Annotated in this window: 25 protein-coding genes; 13 read left to right on the top strand and 12 right to left on the bottom strand. The window is 67.5% G+C overall.

The window, feature by feature from the left end; genetic code table 11:
- Positions 1-162 precede the first annotated feature (162 nt).
- The gene (locus ACI766_RS00235) at positions 163-558 is read left to right on the top strand and encodes a hypothetical protein (protein ID WP_003114584.1); all 396 of its coding nucleotides are present in this window, start codon (positions 163-165) and stop codon (positions 556-558) included.
- A 264-nt stretch (positions 559-822) separates the two neighbouring features.
- On the opposite strand, the gene ACI766_RS00240 is transcribed toward ACI766_RS00235, so the two are convergent.
- Positions 823-2,232 (bottom strand): MgtC/SapB family protein, encoded by a 1,410-nt coding sequence (locus ACI766_RS00240; protein WP_003118557.1) that lies wholly within the window; start codon positions 2,230-2,232, stop codon positions 823-825.
- Between the two features lie 163 nt (positions 2,233-2,395).
- Here ACI766_RS00240 and exoT point away from each other — a divergent pair, with 163 nt between their 5' ends.
- The 4 genes from exoT to ACI766_RS00260 all read left to right on the top strand — a co-directional run bounded on the left by exoT (position 2,396) and on the right by ACI766_RS00260 (position 5,997).
- A complete protein-coding gene (gene exoT, locus ACI766_RS00245) occupies positions 2,396-3,769 on the top strand; it encodes a T3SS effector bifunctional cytotoxin exoenzyme T (RefSeq protein ID WP_017002016.1) in 1,374 nt (457 codons plus the stop codon).
- A 495-nt stretch (positions 3,770-4,264) separates the two neighbouring features.
- On the top strand, positions 4,265-4,951 hold the full coding sequence (locus ACI766_RS00250) for a CsgG/HfaB family protein (RefSeq protein WP_003111706.1): 687 nt from the start codon (positions 4,265-4,267) through the stop codon (positions 4,949-4,951).
- 30 nt (positions 4,952-4,981) lie between these two features.
- Positions 4,982-5,335: a DUF4810 domain-containing protein gene (locus tag ACI766_RS00255; RefSeq protein WP_003083569.1), complete on the top strand. Its 354-nt coding sequence runs from the start codon at positions 4,982-4,984 to the stop codon at positions 5,333-5,335.
- Entirely contained in the window at positions 5,332-5,997 is a 666-nt protein-coding gene (locus tag ACI766_RS00260; RefSeq protein ID WP_003083573.1) for a DUF799 domain-containing protein, read from the top strand. The genes ACI766_RS00255 and ACI766_RS00260 overlap by 4 nt, the downstream gene beginning before the upstream one ends.
- Before the next feature lie 14 nt (positions 5,998-6,011).
- Here ACI766_RS00260 and ACI766_RS00265 read toward each other — a convergent pair whose 3' ends face one another.
- Complete coding sequence (locus ACI766_RS00265; RefSeq protein ID WP_003104304.1) at positions 6,012-6,395, bottom strand: helix-turn-helix domain-containing protein; 384 nt, start codon at positions 6,393-6,395, stop codon at positions 6,012-6,014.
- Positions 6,396-6,676: 281 nt separating this feature from the next.
- Entirely contained in the window at positions 6,677-8,338 is a 1,662-nt protein-coding gene (locus ACI766_RS00270; protein ID WP_023104714.1) for a hypothetical protein, read from the bottom strand.
- A gap of 609 nt (positions 8,339-8,947) precedes the next feature.
- Between ACI766_RS00270 and ACI766_RS00275 the strand changes: the two genes are divergently transcribed.
- The 3 genes from ACI766_RS00275 (at position 8,948) to asnB (ending at position 11,745) form a co-directional block, all read left to right on the top strand.
- Complete coding sequence (locus ACI766_RS00275; protein ID WP_003083582.1) at positions 8,948-9,088, top strand: PA0050 family protein; 141 nt, start codon at positions 8,948-8,950, stop codon at positions 9,086-9,088.
- A 61-nt stretch (positions 9,089-9,149) separates the two neighbouring features.
- Positions 9,150-9,287 (top strand): PA0050 family protein, encoded by a 138-nt coding sequence (locus ACI766_RS00280; protein ID WP_003083584.1) that lies wholly within the window; start codon positions 9,150-9,152, stop codon positions 9,285-9,287.
- 625 nt (positions 9,288-9,912) lie between these two features.
- The gene (gene asnB, locus ACI766_RS00285; protein WP_012613433.1) at positions 9,913-11,745 is read left to right on the top strand and encodes an asparagine synthase (glutamine-hydrolyzing); all 1,833 of its coding nucleotides are present in this window, start codon (positions 9,913-9,915) and stop codon (positions 11,743-11,745) included.
- 52 nt (positions 11,746-11,797) lie between these two features.
- On the opposite strand, the gene ACI766_RS00290 is transcribed toward asnB, so the two are convergent.
- The 4 genes from ACI766_RS00290 to osaR all read right to left on the bottom strand — a co-directional run bounded on the left by ACI766_RS00290 (position 11,798) and on the right by osaR (position 14,513).
- On the bottom strand, positions 11,798-12,226 hold the full coding sequence (locus ACI766_RS00290; protein ID WP_003083588.1) for a cupin domain-containing protein: 429 nt from the start codon (positions 12,224-12,226) through the stop codon (positions 11,798-11,800).
- Positions 12,227-12,433: 207 nt separating this feature from the next.
- Positions 12,434-12,982, bottom strand: coding sequence for an RNA 2'-phosphotransferase (locus tag ACI766_RS00295; protein WP_023086858.1), 549 nt, complete (start codon positions 12,980-12,982; stop codon positions 12,434-12,436).
- 38 nt (positions 12,983-13,020) lie between these two features.
- Positions 13,021-13,521, bottom strand: coding sequence for a DUF1993 family protein (locus ACI766_RS00300; RefSeq protein WP_031633791.1), 501 nt, complete (start codon positions 13,519-13,521; stop codon positions 13,021-13,023).
- A 71-nt stretch (positions 13,522-13,592) separates the two neighbouring features.
- Positions 13,593-14,513, bottom strand: coding sequence for an oxidative stress response transcriptional regulator OsaR (gene osaR / locus ACI766_RS00305; protein WP_003083596.1), 921 nt, complete (start codon positions 14,511-14,513; stop codon positions 13,593-13,595).
- Positions 14,514-14,620: 107 nt separating this feature from the next.
- Here osaR and ACI766_RS00310 point away from each other — a divergent pair, with 107 nt between their 5' ends.
- The 4 genes from ACI766_RS00310 to ACI766_RS00325 all read left to right on the top strand — a co-directional run bounded on the left by ACI766_RS00310 (position 14,621) and on the right by ACI766_RS00325 (position 17,158).
- Positions 14,621-15,508 carry an MBL fold metallo-hydrolase gene (locus tag ACI766_RS00310; RefSeq protein ID WP_003083599.1) on the top strand — a complete coding sequence of 296 codons (888 nt, stop codon included), beginning with the start codon at positions 14,621-14,623 and terminating at the stop codon, positions 15,506-15,508.
- A 62-nt stretch (positions 15,509-15,570) separates the two neighbouring features.
- On the top strand, positions 15,571-16,275 hold the full coding sequence (dsbM, locus tag ACI766_RS00315) for a disulfide reductase DsbM (RefSeq protein WP_015647792.1): 705 nt from the start codon (positions 15,571-15,573) through the stop codon (positions 16,273-16,275).
- Positions 16,276-16,358: 83 nt separating this feature from the next.
- Positions 16,359-16,814: an OsmC family protein gene (locus ACI766_RS00320; RefSeq protein WP_073647821.1), complete on the top strand. Its 456-nt coding sequence runs from the start codon at positions 16,359-16,361 to the stop codon at positions 16,812-16,814.
- A gap of 110 nt (positions 16,815-16,924) precedes the next feature.
- On the top strand, positions 16,925-17,158 hold the full coding sequence (locus ACI766_RS00325) for a DUF1161 domain-containing protein (RefSeq protein ID WP_003122274.1): 234 nt from the start codon (positions 16,925-16,927) through the stop codon (positions 17,156-17,158).
- Positions 17,159-17,169: 11 nt separating this feature from the next.
- Here ACI766_RS00325 and ACI766_RS00330 read toward each other — a convergent pair whose 3' ends face one another.
- Positions 17,170-17,607, bottom strand: coding sequence for a hypothetical protein (locus ACI766_RS00330; RefSeq protein ID WP_003083612.1), 438 nt, complete (start codon positions 17,605-17,607; stop codon positions 17,170-17,172).
- 56 nt (positions 17,608-17,663) lie between these two features.
- Positions 17,664-18,080: a hypothetical protein gene (locus ACI766_RS00335; protein ID WP_003122273.1), complete on the bottom strand. Its 417-nt coding sequence runs from the start codon at positions 18,078-18,080 to the stop codon at positions 17,664-17,666.
- A gap of 91 nt (positions 18,081-18,171) precedes the next feature.
- Here ACI766_RS00335 and ACI766_RS00340 point away from each other — a divergent pair, with 91 nt between their 5' ends.
- Positions 18,172-19,299, top strand: coding sequence for an aminopeptidase (locus ACI766_RS00340; RefSeq protein WP_003118564.1), 1,128 nt, complete (start codon positions 18,172-18,174; stop codon positions 19,297-19,299).
- A gap of 7 nt (positions 19,300-19,306) precedes the next feature.
- On the opposite strand, the gene ACI766_RS00345 is transcribed toward ACI766_RS00340, so the two are convergent.
- The 3 genes from ACI766_RS00345 to ACI766_RS00355 are packed head-to-tail and all read right to left on the bottom strand — an operon-like array spanning position 19,307 to position 21,523.
- On the bottom strand, positions 19,307-20,290 hold the full coding sequence (locus ACI766_RS00345; RefSeq protein ID WP_003118565.1) for a hypothetical protein: 984 nt from the start codon (positions 20,288-20,290) through the stop codon (positions 19,307-19,309).
- Positions 20,291-20,322: 32 nt separating this feature from the next.
- Positions 20,323-20,988 carry an HAD family hydrolase gene (locus ACI766_RS00350; protein ID WP_003106611.1) on the bottom strand — a complete coding sequence of 222 codons (666 nt, stop codon included), beginning with the start codon at positions 20,986-20,988 and terminating at the stop codon, positions 20,323-20,325.
- The gene (locus ACI766_RS00355) at positions 20,981-21,523 is read right to left on the bottom strand and encodes a gamma carbonic anhydrase family protein (RefSeq protein WP_003142343.1); all 543 of its coding nucleotides are present in this window, start codon (positions 21,521-21,523) and stop codon (positions 20,981-20,983) included. The genes ACI766_RS00350 and ACI766_RS00355 overlap by 8 nt, the downstream gene beginning before the upstream one ends.
- Positions 21,524-21,555: the final 32 nt, after the last annotated feature.

Here is a 21,555-nt window from a genome sequence, read left to right on the forward strand (position 1 = left end):
TCTACTGCCCCGTTCCACAGCGCCCCAATGTACTAGTACACCGGAAACCGCCGTCTCCCGTTGAACGGGCGGGCCCCGGCCCCCTACCATTCGCAGCACACCGACCCGCGCAAAGGGAGCGGGATGCCGCGTAGGCAGGCCGCCATGGAAGGAGAAGCACATATGCCGGTACTGGCTCTGAGACTCACCGCCCTGGCGGCCCTTGTGATCAGCGTGTCGGGGTGCGTCATGGAGGCCTATGGCAGTCGCGCGCGTAGCGATGCGCAATCCTGGATCGGCTTGCCGATCCAGGACGTGATCAAGCGCTTCGGCGAGCCGGAACGCGTGACGGGGGATGCCGCCAGGCAGAAATACGTGTGGAAGGAGTACGAGAACTATAGCCACGACTACGACTACACCTACTACGAGCAGGGCCATGGCAATACGCCCAACAGCTCGGTCCTGAACCAGAAGACCGGCACGGCCAACCAGAGCGGCTATTACACCTGCATCTACGAGTTCTTTGCCGACGCCTCGGGCAGGGTGGTCGATGCGACCGCGCGGGGTGAGTGCCGCTAGTTCCAGGCGCTCTTCACGCCGCAAAGGGTGATTGGCTCAGCCAGCCACCGCCTTGTCTCCGACCTCGCAGAGACGCCTCAGTCCAGCGCGGAGGCGTCCCCTCCCCTCGCTCCGCCGTGATCGCCAGGCCGCCCTGCCTCACCCGGGTCCTGGTCCGGTCCTCGAAACCCGGCCGTTGCAGCCAGTAGCCGCGCAGGTTGATGCGGGGCGCCAGGCGGTTGCCGTCGCGTTCGTCCAACGGTGCTCCGGGGTTTCCCCGGCGCCTCACAACAGGATCAGCAGCGCTCCTACCAGCAGCCCCGCCAGGCTGAAGGGCAGCGTTTGCAGGGCCAGCCGCTTGCCGCCCACCAGCACGACCAGGCCGGCCTTGACCAGGCTGTTGCTCAGGGCGGCAAGGGCGATGCCGCGGCTGGCCACGCCTGGATCGAGTTCGCCCTGCGCCGCGCGGGCCAGGGACAGGGTGATCGCGTCGACGTCGGCGAGGCCGGAGAGCAACGCGACCGCATAGATGCCGGCGTCGCCGAACAGCCGCCGGCCGACCTCCACCAACAGCAGGATCGCGCTCAGCAGGGCGGCGAAACGCATGGCCGGGAGCAGTTCGAAGGGGTTGCGCAGGCCTGGCTCGTCGGGCGCCTCCTGGCTGGCGCGGCCGCCGCGCAGGGCGTGGAACAGCGTGCCGCCAAGGTAGACGAGGGTGGTGGCGGCGAATGGCAGGGCCAGTTCCTTCAGCAAGGCCGGGTGGATCGCGCCGATCTCGACGAGGATGCGCGGGAACATCAGCGCCGAGGTCGCCAGCAGGGCGCACGCCAACAGGGCGTCGGGCATGCGCTCGCGCAGGCGCGCCAGGGTCAGGGTCATCACCGTGGAGGACACCAGGCCGCCGAGCACCGCGGTCAGCAACAGGCCCTTGCGCGAGCCGATCAGGCGGATGGCCAGGTAGGCGGAGAAACCGAGGGCGGCGATCAGCACCACCATCCACCAGGTCAGGTAGGGATTGAAGAACGCCCAGGGACCATAGCCCTGGTTGGGCAGCACCGGCAGCAGGACCACGGAAATGAACAGCAGCTTGAGGGTGCCCGATAGCTCCTCGGCGGTCAGGCGCTTCAGCAGGGCGTGGAGCTTGTCCTTGAGGCTCAGCAGCAGGGTCAGCACGATGCCGCCGGCGGCAGCCAGCAGGCGCTGTTCGGTGAGGGCGAGGCTGCCGAGGAGGAAGGTCATCAGCAGGGCGATCTCGGTGGTCATGCCCTGGTCGCCGCCACGCCTGACATCGCTCACGTAGCCGGCCACGGCCAGCGCCGCGAGGGCCAGCAGCAAGGCTACCCAGACTGCGCTGCCCAGTTCGCCCGCCAGCAGGGTGGCGAAGCCGCCGAGCAGGCCGGCCAGGCTGAAGGTGCGGATTCCGGCGATCTGCCGCGCATCTTCGTGGTCGCGCTCCTGCCAGCCGCGCTCGGCGCCGATCAGGAGGCCGATGGCCAGGGCCGTGCACAGGCTCAACAACAGATCCAGGGAAAGCGTCATGCTCGATTCCATTCGCCGGGAGAGAGGATGGCGACGTGCCTGTGCGCACCATAGCAGCAGACGACCCCGAGGCGCCCGCACGGCGGTGCGCCGTCCACCAAGAGCCCGTCGCTGCCGCCGATATCCATCGGGTTCTCCGCCCCGGTGTAGGCGCACGGGAGCTGGCGTAGGGAAAGTCCGCTGTTTTTCGGCCGCTGACGGTTCTCTTTCCGCGTGCTCCGACGGCCGCCAACAGTAAAAAAACCACGGCCAATCCTGATAGGCGGAGGGGCGCCTCGTTCCTAGACTGGCGGGGAAACATCAGGAGACGTCAATCATCATGCATATTCAATCATCTCAGCAGAACCCGTCTTTCGTGGCTGAGTTGAGCCAGGCCGTGGCCGGGCGCCTGGGACAGGTCGAGGCCCGCCAGGTGGCCACTCCCCGGGAGGCGCAACAACTGGCCCAGCGCCAGGAAGCACCGAAGGGCGAGGGCCTGCTCTCCCGCCTGGGGGCCGCCCTCGCGCGTCCCTTCGTGGCGATCATCGAGTGGCTGGGCAAACTGCTGGGGAGCCGTGCCCACGCCTCCACCCAGGCGCCGCTCTCCCGTCAGGACGCGCCGCCTGCCGCCAGTCTCTCGGCCGCCGAGATCAAGCAGATGATGCTGCAAAAGGCACTGCCCCTGACCTTGGGCGGACTTGGCAAGGCGAGCGAGCTGGCGACTTTGACAGCGGAGAGGCTGGCGAAGGATCACACGCGCCTGGCCAGCGGCGACGGCGCCCTGCGCTCGCTGGCCACCGCCCTGGTCGGGATTCGCGATGGCAGCCGGATCGAGGCTTCCCGTACCCAGGCTGCCCGCCTGCTCGAACAGAGCGTTGGGGGGATCGCGCTGCAACAGTGGGGGACCGCGGGCGGTGCCGCCAGCCAGCATGTACTCAGCGCAAGCCCGGAGCAACTGCGCGAAATCGCCGTCCAACTGCATGCGGTAATGGACAAGGTCGCCCTGTTGCGCCACGCGGTAGAGAGCGAGGTAAAGGGCGAGCCTGTCGACAAGGCGCTGGCGGATGGCCTGGTGGAGCACTTCGGGCTGGAGGCGGAGCAGTACCTCGGCGAACACCCGGACGGGCCGTACAGCGATGCCGAGGTGATGGCGCTCGGTCTTTATACCAACGGCGAGTACCAGCACCTGAATCGTTCCCTGCGTCAGGGGCGAGAGCTGGATGCGGGCCAGGCGTTGATCGACCGGGGCATGTCTGCCGCGTTCGAAAAGAGCGGACCGGCTGAACAGGTCGTGAAGACCTTCCGCGGCACCCAGGGCAGGGATGCCTTCGAGGCGGTGAAAGAGGGCCAGGTCGGCCACGACGCCGGCTATCTCTCCACCTCCCGGGACCCCAGCGTTGCCAGGAGCTTCGCGGGCCAGGGCACGATAACCACCCTGTTCGGCAGATCCGGGATCGATGTCAGCGAGATATCGATCGAGGGCGATGAGCAGGAGATCCTCTACGACAAGGGGACCGACATGCGCGTGCTTCTCAGCGCCAAGGATGGGCAGGGTGTGACCCGTCGGGTGCTCGAAGAGGCCACGCTGGGGGAACGGAGCGGCCACGGCGAGGGACTGCTCGATGCCCTGGACCTGGCAAACGGGACGGATCGTTCAGGCAAGCCCCAGGAACAGGACCTGCGCCTGAGAATGCGCGGCCTCGACCTGGCCTGACCGGTCGACGGCAGAGACGGACACTCCCAAGGGGTGTCCGTTTTCATTTGCGCCGTACAGCGTCGGGCGCAATGGGCGGCAAGGAGGCCTGCCTGGCTGCCACCGGTTGGTGGCGGACACCGGTGCCCGGCGTCCCACCTCGATCCTGCGAACGAGACGCAGTCAGAATTCTCCGAGTATGCTTCCTGCATAACGAAACGATCGGAATAACTGTGGTAACTTTGCCGCCCACCGAGATGGCCTATTGATGGCTCATACGGTTCGTGCATCGCTTCCCGCACGATTGTTTCGGATTTCCAAGGCCGGCCGGGAGCGCCGGTTGATCGACGCATTCGTATTTCAAGGAAAGAAATCGTGGCCACCCCATTTCGCCCCTCGCCTTGGCGCGCCGCCGTGCCGCCTGGCCTTCCTCGATTTTCACTACGCCCTCTTTTCCGCACACGGGGCGGCTAGAAGCCGCTCCGCGTCGATAGCGTTTTTTTCCAGGAGAACCCCATGAGTCACAGCGCCAAGAAAGCACTACTGCCGCTCCTCGCCGTCGCCACCCTGGCCGGCCTGGCGGGCTGCGCCACCGAGACCTCCACCGCGTTGCCGGTACAGCAGGTCGAGAGCGTCAACCGACCCTACAGCGGCGTGCGTTCGCCGATTGCGGTAGGCAAGTTCGACAACCGCTCCAGCTACATGCGCGGGATCTTTTCCGATGGCGTCGACCGCCTCGGCGGCCAGGCCAAGACCATTCTCATCACCCACCTGCAGCAGACCAATCGCTTCAACGTGCTGGACCGCGACAACATGAGCGAGATCCAGCAGGAAGCGGCGATCAAGGGCCAGGCCCAGCGCCTGAAGGGTGCCGACTACGTGGTGACCGGCGATGTCACCGAGTTCGGCCGCAAGGAAGTCGGCGACCGCCAGCTGTTCGGCATCCTTGGCCGCGGCAAGTCGCAGATCGCCTACGCCAAGGTGGCGCTGAACATCGTCAACATCTCTACCTCGGAGGTCGTCTATTCGACCCAGGGCGCTGGCGAGTACGCCCTGTCCAACCGCGAGGTGATCGGCTTCGGCGGCACCGCCAGCTACGACTCGACCCTCAACGGCAAGGTTCTCGACCTGGCCATGCGCGAGGCGGTGAACAAGTTGGTCAACGCGGTCGATAGCGGGGCCTGGAAGCCACAGAACCAATAATCCACCAGAAACCAGGGAATCACGGCACACATGAGCAAGACGATCACATGGACGGCGGCGCTGCTGGGGAGCATGGCGCTGGCCGGGTGCAGCGGACCGAAGACGCTGTACCAGTGGGAGGGCTACCAGGCCCAGGTCCACGAATACTTCAAGGGTGAATCCAAGGAGGCCCAGGCGCAGGCGCTGGAAGCCGACCTCGAGAAGATCCGGGCGAAGAACGGCGCGGTGCCGCCGGGCTACCACGCCCAGCTGGGGCTGCTCTATTCCAGCATCGGCAAGGACGACCAGATGGTCCGCGAGTTCGAGACCGAGAAGGCGCTGTTTCCCGAGTCGGCGACCTACATGGACTTCCTCCTGAACAACGCCCGTGGAGGTGCCCGTTGAAACTCGCCCGACTGTCCGGCCTGGTGGCCGGTTTCACCCTGCTGGCCCTGCTCGGCGGCTGCGCGCCGACCAAGAGCGTCGATTACTCGGCGTTCAAGCAGGCCAAGCCGCGCTCGATCCTGGTCCTGCCGCCGCTGAACGAGTCGCCCGACGTGAAGGCGACCTACAGCATGCTCTCGCAGGTCACCTTCCCGCTGGCCGAGGCCGGCTACTACGTAGTGCCGGTGGCGCTGGCCGACGAGACCTTCCGCCAGAACGGCCTGACCAGCGCCGGCGACGTGCACCAGGTGTCCCCGGCCAAGCTGCGCGAGATCTATGGCGCCGACGCGGCGCTGTACGTCACGGTGAGCGACTACGGCACGCGCTACATGGTGATCAGCAGCGCGACCATCGTCACCGCCAGCGCCAAGCTGGTCGACCTGCGATCCGGCACCACCCTGTGGACCGGCTCGGCGACCGCCTCCAGCGAGGAAGGCAACGGCGGCAACAACGGCGGCCTGGTGGGCATGCTGATCACCGCGGCGGTCAAGCAGATCATCAACAGTTCGGTGGAGGACGCCGGTTATCCGATCGCCGGGATGACCAGCGCGCGCCTGCTCTCGGCCGGCCAGCCGGGCGGACTGTTGTACGGCCCGCGCTCGCCGAGGTACGGCAGCGACTGAGCCGTGCGCCGGGGCTACGGGGACGTCTCCGTGGCCTCGGCGCAAGCCGCCGGGAGGGGCTTGGCCGCTGCGTTGCGCTTGGCCATGTACTGGCGGATCAGGTCGTCGAGCAACGCCCGGATGGCGCGCCGCTCGTCCAGCCGCAGGCGGCCGATGGCCTCGAACTGCAGGCGCAGGTCTTCCGGTAGCGCCTGCCGCTCGCTGCGCTCGCAGACCAGCCAGTCGAGGGGCACCGCGAAACGTCCGGCGATGGTTTGCAGCACCACCAGCGACGGGTGCCCGCCCTTGGTTTCGAAGTGCCGCAACTGGCTCACGGTGACGCCCAGTCGCTCGGCCATCTGCCGTTGGGTCAGGGCGTTCTGCTGGCGTAGGCGTAGGAGATTCTGCGCGAAGCTCATGGAAAACTCTCCAAGTCAGGGGAAATCCTTGCCACCGCCCCGGTGATGCGGGCGATGGCGGTTGTCTCCATCATCGGCGTTCGCACTCTTCGACTCTGCCCTACCGTTCCGGCGCGGGCCTGGGAAAGCTCCGGGTCGTGAGTCCGAGGTTTCCCCGCGTGCCGCCTTTTTCGATTCAGTAGAGGCTGAAGCGACGGGCTACCGTCCCGTTGGCCTGCGTCGGCGGCAGTTTGGCTCCGCGGCGAAGCGATAGGACGCGAGGGCCTTGCGCCTGGCGAGGACTAGTCCGCTTGCGCCCCCTGCGCCAGGGCGTTGCCGACGCCCACCAGCAGCGCCCGGGTCTGCGCCACGATGGCGCTGCGGTAGGCCTCGTAGCGGGCGTCGCTGATGGCGTTGTCGTTGCGCGCGCCGCCGCCGCTCGCCGGTACGCCGGTGTAGTAGTTGTTCATCACCGGTACATGGATGTGCCCGGCGGGAATCTCCAGGCGGAACGCGTCGCGCAGCACCGTGTTGCGGTAGGCGCTCTCGTTGGACAGGTAGTCGCCGCCACCGCCGTTGCGCGCGCAGATCCGTCGGTTCGGCGGGAGCACCAGGGAGGGATCGGGCATGGCGTTCATCACCCCGTTGGTCGGCACGTTTTCGGTGCGCGGGTTGGCGCAATCGGGGAAGAAGTCGTAGTTGGTGTGCCAGGTGACGTCGAAGCCTTCCGTGGCCTGGCTGGTAGCGCCCGGCGGCCGCTCGATGCCGCGCCAGGTATCGGCGGCGAGCAACTGGCGGACCGGCAGCGAGGCCTTGGAGAACTGTGCCGGCAGGTTCTGCCGCCAGCGGCTGGCGCTGTCGTAGCCGAGCCAGCGGCGCGGCGGGTTGATATTGCAGCCGGAGCCCCGCAGGGAAATCGGCGCGGTGCCGGGATTGGTCACGCTGCCCAGGGGAAGCACGTAGTTGGGCAAAGCGCTGTCGGCGGGGCAGTAGACGATGCCGTCGTTGCCGGCGGAGGAGCCGTGGAAGCGGCCGTTCCAGGCCTCCAGCCAGAACTGGTTGGCGCCGCCCTGGCTGATGGTGATGGAGGCGTCGACCCGGCGCGGGCCGGGGCGGAACCAGGGGCCCAGGGTGTCTTCCTGCATGCCGCGGTTGAACGGGTCGTAGCTGACCGGCAACAGGTAGGCCTCGATACGCAGCAGGCTGCCGTCGGCCAGCCTGAACTCGCGGCCGTCCAGCGCAAGGGCGGTGGCGCCCGAGGGGTTGCCGTTGCGCAGGCCGGTGTTCGCCGTCCCGGGAGTGCCCAGGGTGAAGACGTCGAAGCCGCTGATGATCATCCGCCGGTAGCGCGAGCCGTCGGCGGCGTAGCGGCGCGGCAGGTCGATGTCCAGCTGTCCGCGCGAGGCGCGTTCGAAGCGCCATTGCAGCGCCTGGGCCTGGGCCTTACCGAGGTGGAAGGATGGCGCCCACTGGCGCAGGGTGCGGGTCATGTAGAGGCGCGTCCAGTAGAGCATGCGGTCATCGCTGGCCGGCAGCGCGCCGGCGGGAATGGCGCGGCGACCCTGGGCCCGGTCGACGGCGGCGCGCCACAGCGCGCGGCCCTCTTCGGTGACCAGCTTCAGTGCCTTGGCGTAGCTGGTGACCGGGGTGCGGCCGTCGGCGGCGCACAGGCGCTTGGCGAAGGCCGGTTCGAAGCCGTCGAAGCCGGCGCCCTTGACGATGCGCTCGGCCAGCGGCGTCTGGTCATGGGTGACGACGTTGGCGCCGCTGAACGGCAGCGGCGTGTCGAGCCGGCGCTCCTCGTAGGACAACGCTGCCTCGCGGTTCCAGGAGCAGGCGACGCTGGGCGGCTTGCGGGCGCCGGCGAGGTCGCCGTTGGCGGCCCAGCCGGCGCCGGGCAGCAGGGCTGCCGAGACGGCCAGGGCGAAGAGGGAGTATCGGCTTGCGTGACGGGCGTAGCGCATCGGGTGGACTCCTGTTCTTGTTCGGTTCATGGGTCGATCGGTGCGGCGGGCGGAGCGCGGGCGAGCGGCGCCCGCCGGCGGCGGGGGCCGGGACCGACGCAAGGTGCGTCGCGGGTTGCTGCGGTGGCGGACGGGAGGGCGGTGCTAGGGGGCGCGTGTCGCCGGTAGACGGAGGCGCGCGGAGGGAGGGTTGCGGGACGACGCGGAGGCGTCTGGGAAAGTCAGGTCCTTTGCCATGGATGCACCGATCGTTGTTCTTGCTGTTGTGGGGCGTCGGTGGGTGCACGGCCGGACTTCGCACCCGTGCGGCATTCTTGGAGGCGCCGGCGCGGTGCGTCCAACGAATTTATGTGGCCGCCGGGGATAGGAAAAGTTGATGGCGAACCGGTGCCGAAGCCCCCTGCCCCGGTACTTTCGCTGGCGCTGCGGCAATCCACCGCACTGGCGCGTTCGCTCGGGCTGGTCTTTGCTCTCCGGGGTCCGGCGGCTCGCCGGCGAGTCTTGCGGTGCGCCGCGAGCGGACGGGCGTTCGGTCCTTCTGCAGGCAAATGCCCTTGTTTTCGGAGAAGGACACGGATCGTTGATCGCTGTTTCGACCAAGGAGGTCAGATGAAAAGGAAGATGCTGGCGGCTTCGCTGCTGCTGTGGATGTTCTCGCTGACGGCGCAGGCGGACTGCGCGGTGCTCGGGCCGGGGGAAGATCCCTGCGCGGGCCCGGTGCTGGGACCGACCGTCTGCGAGTGCCCGTGATGACCGACTGTACCCTCGACCAGGGACAGGGAGCGTTCGATTACCAACCAGGAGGTTGCAAATGAAGAAAGTACTGTTGGCTGTGTTCCTGCTCTGTGGCTTCTCTCTTACCGCCCAGGCCGCGTGCCCGGTTTTCGGCCCGTCCGAGGACCCGTGCAGCGGGCCGGTGTTCGGTCCGTCGACCTGCGAATGCCCTTGAGGTAGGTCGTCTGGCGGGCCCGGTGCAGCGGGCCCGCTTCCGGATGGATCGCTCGCTCGAAGTTGCCTTCTTTAATTCTCCATTCCCCGCGCCGCCCTACTTTTCCCGCTCGTCCATCGTCGCGTCGAACGTTGCCACGAAATCAGCGTCGATGGACAACTCTTATATTCAATAGTTGTACGATCTGAGTTTGTTGTAGTCATTTGCTTAGTTGGCTATTCATATGATTGCCGTAAAGCAATTATAAGTTTAATTGGATTGGCCTTCTAAGTCTTTGGAAAGAGCCGTGAACGACCCTGTAATATCTGGTTGTAGAGCCGCGTAATGATGTTTCAGGATATTTCATTAATTTTGTAGATTATTGTTTTTCCTTTGTTTTTTTAAAAACAGCTACCAGATTTAGATAGATATTAATTAACTCGGCCACGTTTTTTCCTGTTCTATCATTGGCCTTCCTTGGGCGCAGGCCTGCCGAAACTGATTATCTTCAGGTCCTCGAAAAGTTCATACATCGACCGCCTTGGGCGAAGCATTCGTACGCCGGAAATCTGTCCGGCCGCACGGATGTTTTCAGCATGTTCTCTGGATGAGTTTCCCGATAAACATCAATTAGAGGAGTTTCCCTATGTGCGGTCTCGCGGGTTGGGTGGATTACACGCGCAAGCTCGACGACGAATTTCCGGCGATCTTCGCCATGACCGATACGCTCGCCTTGCGCGGGCCGGATGCCGAGGGCATCTGGAAGCACCGCAACGCCCTGCTGGGTCACCGGCGGCTGGCGGTCATCGACCTCAGCGGCGGCGTGCAGCCGATGTCCTATCGCTTTCCCACCGGCCAGGAGGTCACCCTCGTCTACACCGGCGAGGTGTACAACCACGATGCCCTGCGCGAGCGGTTGCGCCGGGCCGGACATGAGTTCCGCACCCGCAGCGATACCGAGGTGGTTCTGCACGCCTATCTGCAATGGGGCGAGCGTTGTTGCGAGTACCTGACCGGGATGTTCGCCTTCGCCGTCTTCGATGGCCGCGACGGCCACCTGCTGCTGGTGCGCGACCGCCTGGGCATCAAGCCGCTGTATTACGCGCGGCACCGCGAGGGACTGCTGTTCGGCTCGGAGATCAAGTCCATCCTGGCGCATCCGGAATTCGCCGCCAGGCTCGACGCGGTCGGCCTGGTCGACCTCCTGACGCTGTCCCGGGGCACTTCGCAGACGCCGTTCCGCGAGGTCCAGGAACTGCTGCCCGGCCACCTGCTGTCCTGGCGTCCCAATTCCCAGGCGAAGTTGCGCCGCTACTGGGAGGTGCGCCGCCAGGAGCATGCCGACGACCTGCAGAGCACCGTGCAGCGCACCCGCGAACTGGTCACCCGCGCCCTGGGGGCGCAATTGCACGCCGACGTTCCGGTGTGTTCGCTGCTATCGGGTGGGCTCGATTCGACCGCCCTGACCGGCATCGCCCAGCGCATCGCGAAGGCGGAGCACGGCGGCGACATCAATTCGTTCTCGGTGGACTTCGTCGGCCAGGCCGAGCAGTTCCGCAGCGACGACCTGCGTCCCGACCAGGACCAGCCGTTCGCCCTGCTGGCCGCGCAGTACATCGGCAGCCGTCATCGCACCGTGCTCATCGACAATGCCGAACTGGTCTGCGAACGAGCGCGCGAAGAGGTATTCCGGGCCAAGGACGTACCTTTCACCTTCGGCGACATGGATACCTCGCTGCACCTGATGTTCGGCGAGATCCGCCGGCATTCCACGGTGGCCATCTCCGGTGAAGGCGCCGACGAGCTGTTCGGTGGCTACGGCTGGTTCCGCGATCCGCAGGCGGTGGCTGCGGCGCGCTTCCCCTGGGCCTCCAGGGTGCGCCTGCCGGCCGGCTTCATCGACGCCGGTTTCAACCGCCGCTGCGATCTCCTCCAGTACCAGCAGGCCAGCTACGACGATGGGCTGCGCCAGGTCGAACACCTGGCCGGCGACAGCCCGGAGGAGCGGCGGATGCGCGAGTTCAGCCACCTGCATCTGAAGCGCTGGATGGTGCTGCTGCTCGAACGCAAGGATCGCCTGAGCATGTGCAACGGCCTGGAGGTGCGGGTGCCCTACACCGACCATGAGCTGGTGGAGTACGTCTACAACGTGCCCTGGTCGATCAAGAGCCGGGACGGCGAGGAGAAGTGGCTGCTCAAGCGGGCCTGCGCCGACTATGTCCCGGAAGCCGTGCTCAAGCGCCGCAAGAGCCCTTATCCGACTTCTGCCAACCTCGGCTACGAGCGTTTCCTGCGCGGGAGCGTGCGGCGCCTGCTGGAGGACGCGGCGAACCCGGTGTTCGGCATCGTTTCGCGAGAGTTCCTGGCCGCCGAACTGGAGCATCCGGAGGGGTACTTCAACACCCAGGTGAGCCGCCACAACCTGGAGACCGCACTGGCGCTGGAAGGCTGGCTCAGGTTGTACGGGCTCTCCGCCTGAGCGTGACGCGGGGCGTGGCGGGTTCGGGCTGCTGTCCGGCCCGCCGGCGTCTTCAGGCGTCGGGCATTTCGCCGCGTTCGCCGAGCCCCACCGGCATGCCTTCCACGCCGGCATGGAACAGCAGGGCTTCCACCGGTTCGGCCCCGGCTATCAGGCGATGGATGATGTTCATCAGGCAACCCGCCGCCTCGCCTTCCAGCACCCGCGTGCTCTGGGCTCCGTCGCGGGTCTCCAGGCGCAGTTCGCCCTTGAGCACGTAAAGCGCGCTGGGCATCGGATGGACCTGCCAGTCCAGGCGTTCGTGGGCGGCCAGGCTCAGGCGCTGCACGGTGAGCTGCGGCTGGCCAAGGGGATAGCCGAGGTAGAGCGAGCCGTTCCAGGCGCAGCCGCTGCGCAGCAGGGTTTCGCGGTGCGGACTGGTTGCGGCCGGGAGGTCGCGGCTGGGTGGGAACACATGCACGTGGCTGGGGCGAAGGTCCATCGGGCGTCCTGCGCTTGTCGGTGTTTTTCCTCAGTCAAGCCGGCTTTCACCGCCTGCTCCACTGCCGCTTCTGCTAGGCGGCAGCGGGCCATCAAGGAGGCGGTTGGTTCATCGCAGGCGGCGGCTTTCTCCTTTAGCCTCGGCGCATCGGCGGATAACGCTGCGCGTTATGCGCCCTACGACTTCCCGATGAGAGGCGATGCCTTCTCAAGCCTCGCGGATGAACCGCACGGGTACCCGCTCGGTCAGCCAGACGCCGTTCTCCGCCTGGTGGAATAGGTGCCCGGCCAGGTGCATGTCGCGCGCGTCGATTTCCAGCAGAACCGGGCTGCCGTAGCGGCGGCCGACTTCCAGGGCGGTGGCGCGGCGGGCGGAGAGATGGACGTGGTGGCGGCTGCCGGGAACCAGGCCGCGCTCGCGGATGGAGTCGAGGAAGCGGCTGGCGGTGCCGTGGTAGAGCACTGCGGGCGGGACCGCGGGGGCGTAGGCGATGGCCACCGCGGCATGCGAGTGGCCTTGCACGGCGCGGATGCGCTGGCCATCGGCGGAGAGGGCGAAGCGCTTCTTGTCGTTGTTCTCGACCACCGCGCCGAGCAGCATGCGGTCGAGGGCGCGGCCGTCCCGCGCCGCGCCGGCGATCAGGGCGTCGATGTCGGCCCAGCCTTCGCCGTCCAGCGTCAGGCCGATGGCCTCGGGCTGGTGGCGAAGGACATAGCTGAGGAACTTGCTGGTGTCGTCGAGGGTTTTCCGATTCATTCCATGGTCCTTGTGCGTGCCATCCCGGCGCGGGAACCTCAGGCGCCGCCGAGGAAGTCCATCTTGCCCAGTTCGACGCCGTTGTGGCGGAGGATGGCGTAGGCGGTGGTGACGTGGAAGAAGAAGTTGGGCAGGGCGAAGCCGAAGAGGAAGTCGCGGCCGTTGAAGCTGATCTCCTGGCCGCGCACCTTGAGGGTCACGTTGCGCTCTTCGGCGCCGTCCAGTTGTTCCTCGCGGATGCCCTCGAGGAACTCGACGGTGCGAGCGATGCGTGCCTGGAGTTCGTCGAAGGTGGTTTCCGTATCCGCGTAGCTCGGCACTTCCAGCCCGGCCAGCCGCGCGCCGGCGCCCTTGGCGGCGTCGCTGGCGATCTGCACCTGGCGCGCCAGGGGGAACATGTCCGGCGCCAGCCGGGCGTCGATGAAGATGCGCGGATCGATGTTCTTCGCTTCGGCGTGGGCGGCGGCTTTCTTCAGGATCGCCGAGAGGTTGCCGAGGGTGCGCAGGAAGGTCGGGATCGAAGCCTGGTAGATCGACAGGGACTTGGACGTGCTCCAGACAGGGGATAAAGGTGCGTCGAAGGCGGCGCGTCCAGCAGTCTACCCGGCTTTCACGCCAGCGCCAGGGGGCCCGCCTCGTCCCAGTGCGGATCGGCCGCCATCCGTTCGACCAGGAAGTCCAGCAGCGCCCGCAGCGCCGGCGGCATCTGCCGGCGCGAGGCGTACACCGCGTGGATGCCGAGCACCTGCGGCGACCACTCCGGCAGCAGCGCCACCAGGCGTCCGCTACGGATCAGCGGGGCTGCCGAGTACAGCGGCTGCTGGCTGATCCCGGCACCGGCGGCGGCGGCCTCCAGCAGCACGGTGGATTCGTTGGCGCTGAGACTGCCACCCACCGGCACGCTGGTCGGCTCGCCGTCGCGCTCGAACTGCCAGAGACTGCGGCCGAAGTAGGAGTAGGTCAGGCAGTTGTGCAGCGCCAGGTCCTCCGGGCGCCGCGGGGTGCCGTGGCGGCGCAGGTAGTCCGGCGCGGCGCAGATCACCGAGCGGCATTCGCCGAGGCGGCGGGCGATCAGGTTGGGGTCGAGCTGGTTGGCGATGCGCAGGGCCAGGTCGATGCGCTCCTCCACCAGGTTGACCACCTGGCTGTTGACCTGCAGGTCGATGGCGGTGCCCGGGTAGCGCTCGACGAAGGCGGCGGCGGCACGGGTCAGCCAGGCCTGGGCGAAGGACAGGCTGCTGGTGATGCGCAGGGTGCCGCGCGGGCTGTCGCGGCGGGTCTGGCCGGTGGCCTGCATGGCGTCGGCCACGGCGAGCATCTCGCGGCACTGTGGCAACAGCTCCGCGCCGGCGTCGGTCAGGCTCAGGCGGCGGGTGCTGCGGTGCAGCAGGCGTGCGCCGACCCACTCCTCCAACTCGGCGAGGTAGCGCGAGACCATCGCCCGGGACATGTCCAGACGCTCGGCGGCGGCGGTCTGGCTGCCGCTGTCGATGACTTCGACGAAGACGCGAGTGGCGGTCAGGCGGTCCATGATTCGCTCGATCCATGCAACAAAGCTGTGATTATTGCGGGGCTTTTTGCGCGCTTTCAAGCAACTAACATGGCAAGCCTCTGATCCCACTGCCTGGAGAACCGCTCATGTCGCGCCATGGATTGCTTCGTTCCCTGTTCGCCGCCGCCGCCCTGCTGGGTGCCGCCGGCGTCTTCGCCGCCAGCGCCGAACCGCTGCGGCTGGAGGTCTACAACCCCGGCGAGAAGGCGATCTTCGCCGTGTCCTCGGAACTGCTGGTGGGCCAGCGCGAGGCGATGCTGATCGACGCGCAGTTCTCCCGCGCCGACGCCGAGCAACTGGTCAAGCGTATCCAGGCCAGCGGCAAGACCCTCAGCACTATCTACATCAGCCACGGCGACCCGGACTTCTACTTCGGCCTCGACGTGCTGAAGGCCGCCTTCCCCGAGGCGAAGATCCTCGCGACGGCGCAGACCGTTGCACACATCCAGGCGACCAAGGACGCCAAGCTGGCCTACTGGGGGCCGATCCTCAAGGACAACGCGCCGACGTCGCTGGTGGTGCCGGAGCCGCTGAAGGGCGACCAGTTGAAGCTGGAAGGCCATGCCCTGAAGGTGGTCGACCTGAAGGGGCCGAGCCCGGACCGCACGGTGCTGTGGATTCCGTCGCTGAAGACGGTGGTTGGTGGCGTGCTGGTGGAATCCGGTTCGCACGTCTGGACCGCCGATACCCAGACCCAGGCCTCGCGCCAGGCCTGGGTGGCGATGCTCGACCGGATCGAGGCGCTGCAACCGCGGCGCGTGGTGCCCGGCCATTTCACCGGCGAGGAGCCGAAGGGCCTGGACGGCGTGCGCTTCACCCGTGACTACCTGAAGGCCCTGGAAGCCGAACTGCCCAAGGCCAGGGATTCCGCCGCGCTGGTCGAGGCGATGAAGCGCCGCTACCCGAACCTGCCGGGCGAGGAAGGCCTGGAGCTGAGCGCCAAGGTGCTCAAGGGCGAGATGCAGTGGCCCTGAGCCGCGCCCGCCGATAGCCGCTGATCGAGGCGTCCCCTGCGGGGCGTCTCGTGGAGACCGAGATGAACGACCTCACCCTGCATTACCTCTACGATCCGCTCTGCGGCTGGTGCTACGGCGCCTCGCCGCTGCTCGCCGCCGCCCGCGAGGTGACGGGTCTGGACGTACGCCTGCATGGCGGCGGCATGATGACCGATGCCAACCGCCAGCCGGTCGGCGCCGGTCTGCGCCACTACGTGATGCCCCATGACCTGCGGATCGCCCAACTGACCGGCCAGCCGTTCGGCAAGGACTACTTCGACGGCCTGCTGCGCGACACCAGCGCGGTATTCGACTCGGCCCCGCCGACCGCCGCCGTGCTTGCCGCCGAAGCGCTCGACGGCCTCGGCGCGGCGATGCTGGCGCGGATCCAGCGTGCCCACTACGTCGAGGGCCGGCGTATCGCCGAGCGTCCGGTGCTGCTCGAGCTGGGTGCCGAACTGGGGCTTGGCGAGGGCTTCGCCGAGGCGTTCGACGCCTGCTCCGGCGAGCCGCTGCGCGCGCACTTCGCCGACAGTCGGCGGCTGATGAACCGTCTCGGCGCCGCTGGCTTCCCGACCTTCGCCCTGGAGCGCGACGGCCGCCTGCAGGTGCTCGACACCGGGCGCTACCTCGGCCAGCCGGACGACTGGCGGGCTCTCCTCGAAACGCGGCTGCGCCTTGCCGGCGGCAGCGATGCCGTGGGCGGGGCCGCGGCGCCGCTCTGCCGCATCGACGGTTGCGCCTGAATCCCGCCGCCGCGCAGGCGGACTGAACTTGTCCGGCTGCGTCGTCCTCCCATGTAGACATGCCCGCTCGCCGACGCGAGCGGATGTCCATCCACAGCTCCGGAGGAGTCGACATGAAGAAGACGGCATCGGCGGTCTGGCAAGGCGGCCTGAAAGACGGCAAGGGCACCCTTTCCACCGAAAGCGGCGCGCTCAAGGACAACCCCTATGGCTTCAATACCCGCTTCGAGGGCGCACCGGGAACCAACCCGGAAGAGCTGATCGGCGCGGCCCACGCCGGCTGCTTCAGCATGGCCCTGTCGATGATGCTCGGTGAGGCCGGCCTGACCGCCGAACGTATCGAGACCCGCGCCGAGGTCACCCTCGACAAGCAGTCCGACGGTTTCGCCATCACTGCCGTGCACCTGGTGCTCAGGGCGCGCGTGCCGGGGGCGGACGCGCAGACCTTCGAGCAGATCGCCAACAAGGCCAAGGCCGGTTGCCCGGTATCCAAGGTGCTCAACGCGAAGATCAGCCTGGACGCCAGCCTCGCCGGCTGAGCGGAACGCTTCCCCAGCCCGGCGAACTGGCCCTGGCCTGCCGCAGTCGAATGCGGCAGGATGCGCTGCGCAGCACTCGGCTGCCAGGCATCGACGAGGAGTGACGGGTCATGAAAACCATCGGGCTGGGGATTGCCGCCTTGCTGTTCAGCGCCACGGCGCTGGCCGCGCCGAAGCCGTGCGAGGAACTCAAGGCGGAGATCGAGACCAAGATCCAGTCGGCCGGGGTGACCTCCTACACCCTGGAGATCGTGCGCAACGACGAAGTCAGCGACCCGAACATGGTGGTCGGCAGTTGCGAGAACGGCACCAAGAAGATCATCTACCAGAAGAACGACGGCTGAGCCGCTGCGTTTCAGTACGGCGGGCAGCGGCTGGTCTGGAAGTTCGAACGGGCGACCACCTCGCCACGCTCGTCGCTCAGTAGCGCCAGCGCCCTGCGCAATTGCGGGCGCACCTCCAGGCGATAGCGCCGGCCCGCCTCGAAGCCGTCATAGACCACCTGCTGGTAGCAGTTGATCTGCACCGGCTCGCCGAAGCCGCCGCCCCCGCCGCCGGAACCGCCATAGAGTTCGTACTGGAAGCGCACCTCCAGCACATGGCGTCCCGGAGTGACCTGGAAGTAGCGCCCGTCGCTCAACCGCTCGCCGTCCAGGCGCTCGGCCAGCAGGGTGTTGGCCGGCGCGCTGCGCAGCTCGACCCAGGCCATCTGCGGGTCCGGCTGCGGCAGCGGTCCGGCGCAGCCGGCGAGGAGCAGCAGCGCGAGCGGGACGAGACGGGTGAGTGGACGCATGGGGCGGGCTCCGGAGGGCGTTCAGCTCCTAGCATAGCGCCCTCGCCTTGCGCCGTTCAGACCTTCGCGCAGCGTCCCTCGCGGCCGCGCGCCAGTTCCCTGTTGTCCTGGTCGTAGAGCTTCGCCCAGGGACGGAAGCCGATGTGCCCGGCCTCCAGGCGGTAGCGCTGGCCGGCGCTGAAGTCCTTGAACTTGAGGTTGAGCTGGCAATCGCGCCAGAGCGGGCTGTCCACGGGGCCGATGTTGGTCGGGTCGACGGTGAACTGGTAGCGCACCGTGAGTTCGCGGGTGCCGGGATCGACCTCGAAGTAGCGCGTGCGGTCCCAGCTCTTGTCGTCGACTTCCACGGCGGCGAGATCGGCGTCGGGCTGGGTATCGAGGTCGACCCAGGCGCGGTTCGGGTCGGGGGTGGGCATCATCAGTGAGCAGCCGCTCAGGACGAGCAGGCCACCGGCAAGCAGCAGCGTACGCATAGAAGACTCCGAAGCTCCTTTAACCCGGCCGCCATCCGTTGCGCCTTGGAAAAACGCCTTGCGTTCCTCCGCCTCGCCGGATCGCGGACCGGTGCTGGTAGGGCGGCGGGCGGTCCGCGTGCTGTGCTATGTTCCGCCCATGCCACGCCGCCTTCGCCATCCGCTTGCTGACCTTCGACTGCCCCGTTGGGTTCCCTGCCTGGCGCTGTTGGCGCTGAGCGGTTGCTCGACCGTCTCCTACTACGGGCAACTGGCCAGCGGCCAGTTCGCCCTGCTGCGCGCCCGCGAGCCGGCCGCCGCGGTGATCGCCGACCCGCAGCGCGACGCGCGCTTGCGCGAACGCCTGGCGAAGGCGGAAAAGGCCCGGCAATTCGCCAGCGAACGCCTCGGCCTGCCGGACAACCGCAGCTATCGCCTGTACGCCGATATCGGCCGGCCCTACGTGGTATGGAACGTGTTCGCCACCCCGGAGCTGTCGCTGCAGCCGGTCACCCATTGCTTCCCCATCGCCGGCTGCGTGGCCTACCGCGGCTACTACAGCGAGGCCGCCGCGCGCGCCGAGGCGGCGCGCCAGCGGGCGCTCGGCGACGACGTCTACGTCGGCGGGGTGCAGGCCTACTCGACCCTCGGCTGGTTCGACGATCCGATCCTCAGCAGCATGCTGCGCTGGGACGACGAACGGCTGGCGACCTTGATCTTCCACGAACTGGCGCACCAGAAGTTCTACCTGCGCGACGACACCGCCTTCAACGAATCCTTCGCCACCTTCGTCGAACAGGAAGGTACCCGCCAGTGGCGCGAATATCGTGGACTGCCGCCGGCGGACGGCCGCGAGGAGAAGCGCCGCGAGCAGTTCACCGCGCTGGTCCTGGCCAGTCGTGCGCGCCTCGAAGCACTTTATGCCGGGCCGTTGGACGATGCCGCCAAGCGTGCCGGCAAGGCTGCCGAATTCCAGCGCCTGCGCCGCGAGTACGCGGCGCTGAGCCAGCGCGAATGGGGTGGCGAGTCGCCGTTCAAGGCCTGGATCGACGCGCCGTTCAACAATGCCAAGCTGCTTCCCTTCGGCCTCTACGACCAATGGGTGGCGGCGTTCGCCGTGCTGTTCCGCCAGGTCGGCGGCAACTGGCCGGCGTTCTATGCGCGGGTCCGTGCCCTTGGCCAGCTCCCCCTGGCGGAGCGCCAGGCGGCGTTGCAGCGGCTGGCCGCCGCAGCGCCCTGACGCCTGCTCAGGCGGCGAGCTGGTCGGCGTAGCACCAGCGCGTGGCCAGCCGGCCGATCGGCCAGAGCAGCGCCAACAGGCCGACGCCGAGCAGCGCCACCAGCAGCGTATAGCCGATGCCAGCGGGCGCCAGGCCGAGGATCATCAGCAGCGCCAGCCCCCCGCCGACCGCCAGCAGCGCGACGCTCCAGAGCAGCATGGCGACCACCGCGAGCAGCAGCGCGCGGCCGGCGGCGAAGCGTTGCAGGCGCGCCGGCAGGCGCGTGCAGACGGCGCCGAAGAGCAGCGCCGCGGGCAGCGCCACGCCGCTCAGGTACAGGCCGTATAGCCAAGGCTCGTCGTAGCGCAGCAGGGCGTAGGGAAGGAACTGCATCAGCTTGAAACACAGCGTGGCGAAACACAGCGCGGCGCCCAGGGCGACCTGCCAGGCAGCGACGCGGGCTTCTTCCCCTTCGGCCAGGCGCGGCGAGTTCACCCGGCTGCCGAGCAGCACCAGCCCCAACGGCAGCAGGCTGCCCAGGAGCAGGTAGACCCAGCTCATCGCTTCGTTGAACGCCATCAGCCAGACGCCGTAGCTGGATTGCGCCGTCACCCACTGGTAGAACGGCAGCGTCAGCGGTGCCAGGCCGATCCCGGCGAGCATGCCGCAGACCAGGTTGAGCAGACCGTAGCCGATCAGCAGCAGCGCCAGCGGGCGGAACTCGATGAGCTGCCGCTTCTCGCGGTAGGCATGCAGCACCAGCAGGTTGGCCGCCGCGTAGAACACCAGGCCGGTGAACCAGTGCGGCGCCATCAGTTGCAGGTGCTCGGAGAAACGCTGGCGGATCTCGCCGATGTCGTTGTACCACTGGATGCCCAGGCTTACGGCGAAGGACAGGCAGGTGACCAGCGCCAGCACCGCGATGAACGCATAGGGCTGGGTGGTGGCGGGCACCTCTCTGGCCGGCGGCTGCACCGGGGCGGTGGGGGTGGCGAAGGGATTGTCGGTCATGTCAGGCGTCCTTGTCTGAAACGGAGCATGGGTCAGTGGGATTCCAACACCTGCCGCAGGGCGGCGAGGTCGGCGCAGTAATGGGTCGGCTGGTGCGCGCGCAGTTCGTCTTCGCTGCCGAAGCCGTAGCCGACGCCGATGCAGGCGACACCGTTGCGGCTGGCGCCGAGCAGGTCGTGCATGCGGTCGCCGATCATCAGGCAATGCTCCGCTGCCAGGCCTTCGCTGTCGAGCAGATGGCGGATCAGTTCGTCCTTGTGCGTGCGCGTGCCGTCCAGCTCGCTGCCGTAGATCGCCTTGAAGTGACGGTCGAAGGCGAAGTGGCGGGCGATCTCGCGGGCGAACACGCCGGGCTTGCTGGTCGCGACGTAGAGCGTGTGGCCGCGTCCGACCAGGGCTTCGAGCAGCTCGGGAATGCCGTCGAACACGCGGTTCTCGTAGAGACCGGTGACCCTGAAGCGCTCGCGGTAGTGGTTCACCGCCTCCCAGGCGCGCGCTTCGTCGAAGCCGTAGGTCTGCATGAAGCACTGCAACAGCGGGGGGCCGATGAAGTGTTCCAGGCGCGCCAGGTCCGGCTCGTCGATGCCCAGGCGGGCGAGGGCGAACTGCACCGAGCGGGTGATGCCCTCGCGTGGGTCGGTGAGGGTGCCGTCGAGATCGAAGAGGATGTTCGGGTAGCGCAGCGTGGCGTCACGCATGGTAGTCCTCGGCGATGTGCAGGTCCTTGAGCTTCACGTAGTTGCCGGCGGTGTAGGTGAAGAAGCCGCGCTCCCTGTCGCTCAGCGGACGGGCCTTCTTCGCCGGGCTGCCGACGTAGAGGAAGCCGCTCTCCAGCACCTTGCCCGGCGGCACCAGGCTGCCGGCGCCGAGGATCACTTGGTCCTCGATCACCGCGCCGTCCATGACGATCGAGCCCATCCCCACCAGCACCCGGTTGCCGATGCTGCAACCGTGCAGCAGGACCTTGTGCCCGACGGTCACTTCGTCGCCGATGCTCAGCGGAAAACCGTCCGGGTTGAAGGGGCCGGCGTGGGTGATGTGCAGCACGCTGCCGTCCTGGATGCTGCTGCGCTGGCCGATGCGGATGCGGTGCATGTCGCCGCGGATCACCACCAGCGGCCAGACCGAGCTGTCGGCGCCGATCTCGATGTCGCCGACGAGCACGGCCGAGGGATCGACGAAGACCCGCTCGCCGAGCAGTGGCGTTTTGCCCTGGTAGGAACGAATGGTCACGATAGTTTTCCTCAGGCTGCGGATGCCGCCGA

This window comes from Pseudomonas sp. DL (assembly GCF_047199225.1).
Lineage (GTDB): Bacteria > Pseudomonadota > Gammaproteobacteria > Pseudomonadales > Pseudomonadaceae > Pseudomonas > Pseudomonas aeruginosa.

Excerpts from the sequence above, each read along its gene's own strand:
- ACI766_RS00235 (WP_003114584.1), top strand. The coding sequence starts at position 163 with ATGCCGGTACTGGCTCTGAGACTCACCGCCCTGGCGGCCCTTGTGATC.
- exoT (WP_017002016.1), top strand. The coding sequence starts at position 2,396 with ATGCATATTCAATCATCTCAGCAGAACCCGTCTTTCGTGGCTGAGTTG.
- ACI766_RS00250 (WP_003111706.1), top strand. The coding sequence starts at position 4,265 with ATGAGTCACAGCGCCAAGAAAGCACTACTGCCGCTCCTCGCCGTCGCC.
- ACI766_RS00255 (WP_003083569.1), top strand. The coding sequence starts at position 4,982 with ATGAGCAAGACGATCACATGGACGGCGGCGCTGCTGGGGAGCATGGCG.
- ACI766_RS00265 (WP_003104304.1), bottom strand. The coding sequence starts at position 6,395 with ATGAGCTTCGCGCAGAATCTCCTACGCCTACGCCAGCAGAACGCCCTG.
- ACI766_RS00270 (WP_023104714.1), bottom strand. The coding sequence starts at position 8,338 with ATGCGCTACGCCCGTCACGCAAGCCGATACTCCCTCTTCGCCCTGGCC.
- ACI766_RS00275 (WP_003083582.1), top strand. The coding sequence starts at position 8,948 with ATGAAAAGGAAGATGCTGGCGGCTTCGCTGCTGCTGTGGATGTTCTCG.
- ACI766_RS00280 (WP_003083584.1), top strand. The coding sequence starts at position 9,150 with ATGAAGAAAGTACTGTTGGCTGTGTTCCTGCTCTGTGGCTTCTCTCTT.
- asnB (WP_012613433.1), top strand. The coding sequence starts at position 9,913 with ATGTGCGGTCTCGCGGGTTGGGTGGATTACACGCGCAAGCTCGACGAC.
- ACI766_RS00290 (WP_003083588.1), bottom strand. The coding sequence starts at position 12,226 with ATGGACCTTCGCCCCAGCCACGTGCATGTGTTCCCACCCAGCCGCGAC.
- ACI766_RS00295 (WP_023086858.1), bottom strand. The coding sequence starts at position 12,982 with ATGAATCGGAAAACCCTCGACGACACCAGCAAGTTCCTCAGCTATGTC.
- osaR (WP_003083596.1), bottom strand. The coding sequence starts at position 14,513 with ATGGACCGCCTGACCGCCACTCGCGTCTTCGTCGAAGTCATCGACAGC.
- ACI766_RS00310 (WP_003083599.1), top strand. The coding sequence starts at position 14,621 with ATGTCGCGCCATGGATTGCTTCGTTCCCTGTTCGCCGCCGCCGCCCTG.
- dsbM (WP_015647792.1), top strand. The coding sequence starts at position 15,571 with ATGAACGACCTCACCCTGCATTACCTCTACGATCCGCTCTGCGGCTGG.
- ACI766_RS00320 (WP_073647821.1), top strand. The coding sequence starts at position 16,359 with ATGTCCATCCACAGCTCCGGAGGAGTCGACATGAAGAAGACGGCATCG.
- ACI766_RS00325 (WP_003122274.1), top strand. The coding sequence starts at position 16,925 with ATGAAAACCATCGGGCTGGGGATTGCCGCCTTGCTGTTCAGCGCCACG.
- ACI766_RS00330 (WP_003083612.1), bottom strand. The coding sequence starts at position 17,607 with ATGCGTCCACTCACCCGTCTCGTCCCGCTCGCGCTGCTGCTCCTCGCC.
- ACI766_RS00335 (WP_003122273.1), bottom strand. The coding sequence starts at position 18,080 with ATGCGTACGCTGCTGCTTGCCGGTGGCCTGCTCGTCCTGAGCGGCTGC.
- ACI766_RS00345 (WP_003118565.1), bottom strand. The coding sequence starts at position 20,290 with ATGACCGACAATCCCTTCGCCACCCCCACCGCCCCGGTGCAGCCGCCG.
- ACI766_RS00350 (WP_003106611.1), bottom strand. The coding sequence starts at position 20,988 with ATGCGTGACGCCACGCTGCGCTACCCGAACATCCTCTTCGATCTCGAC.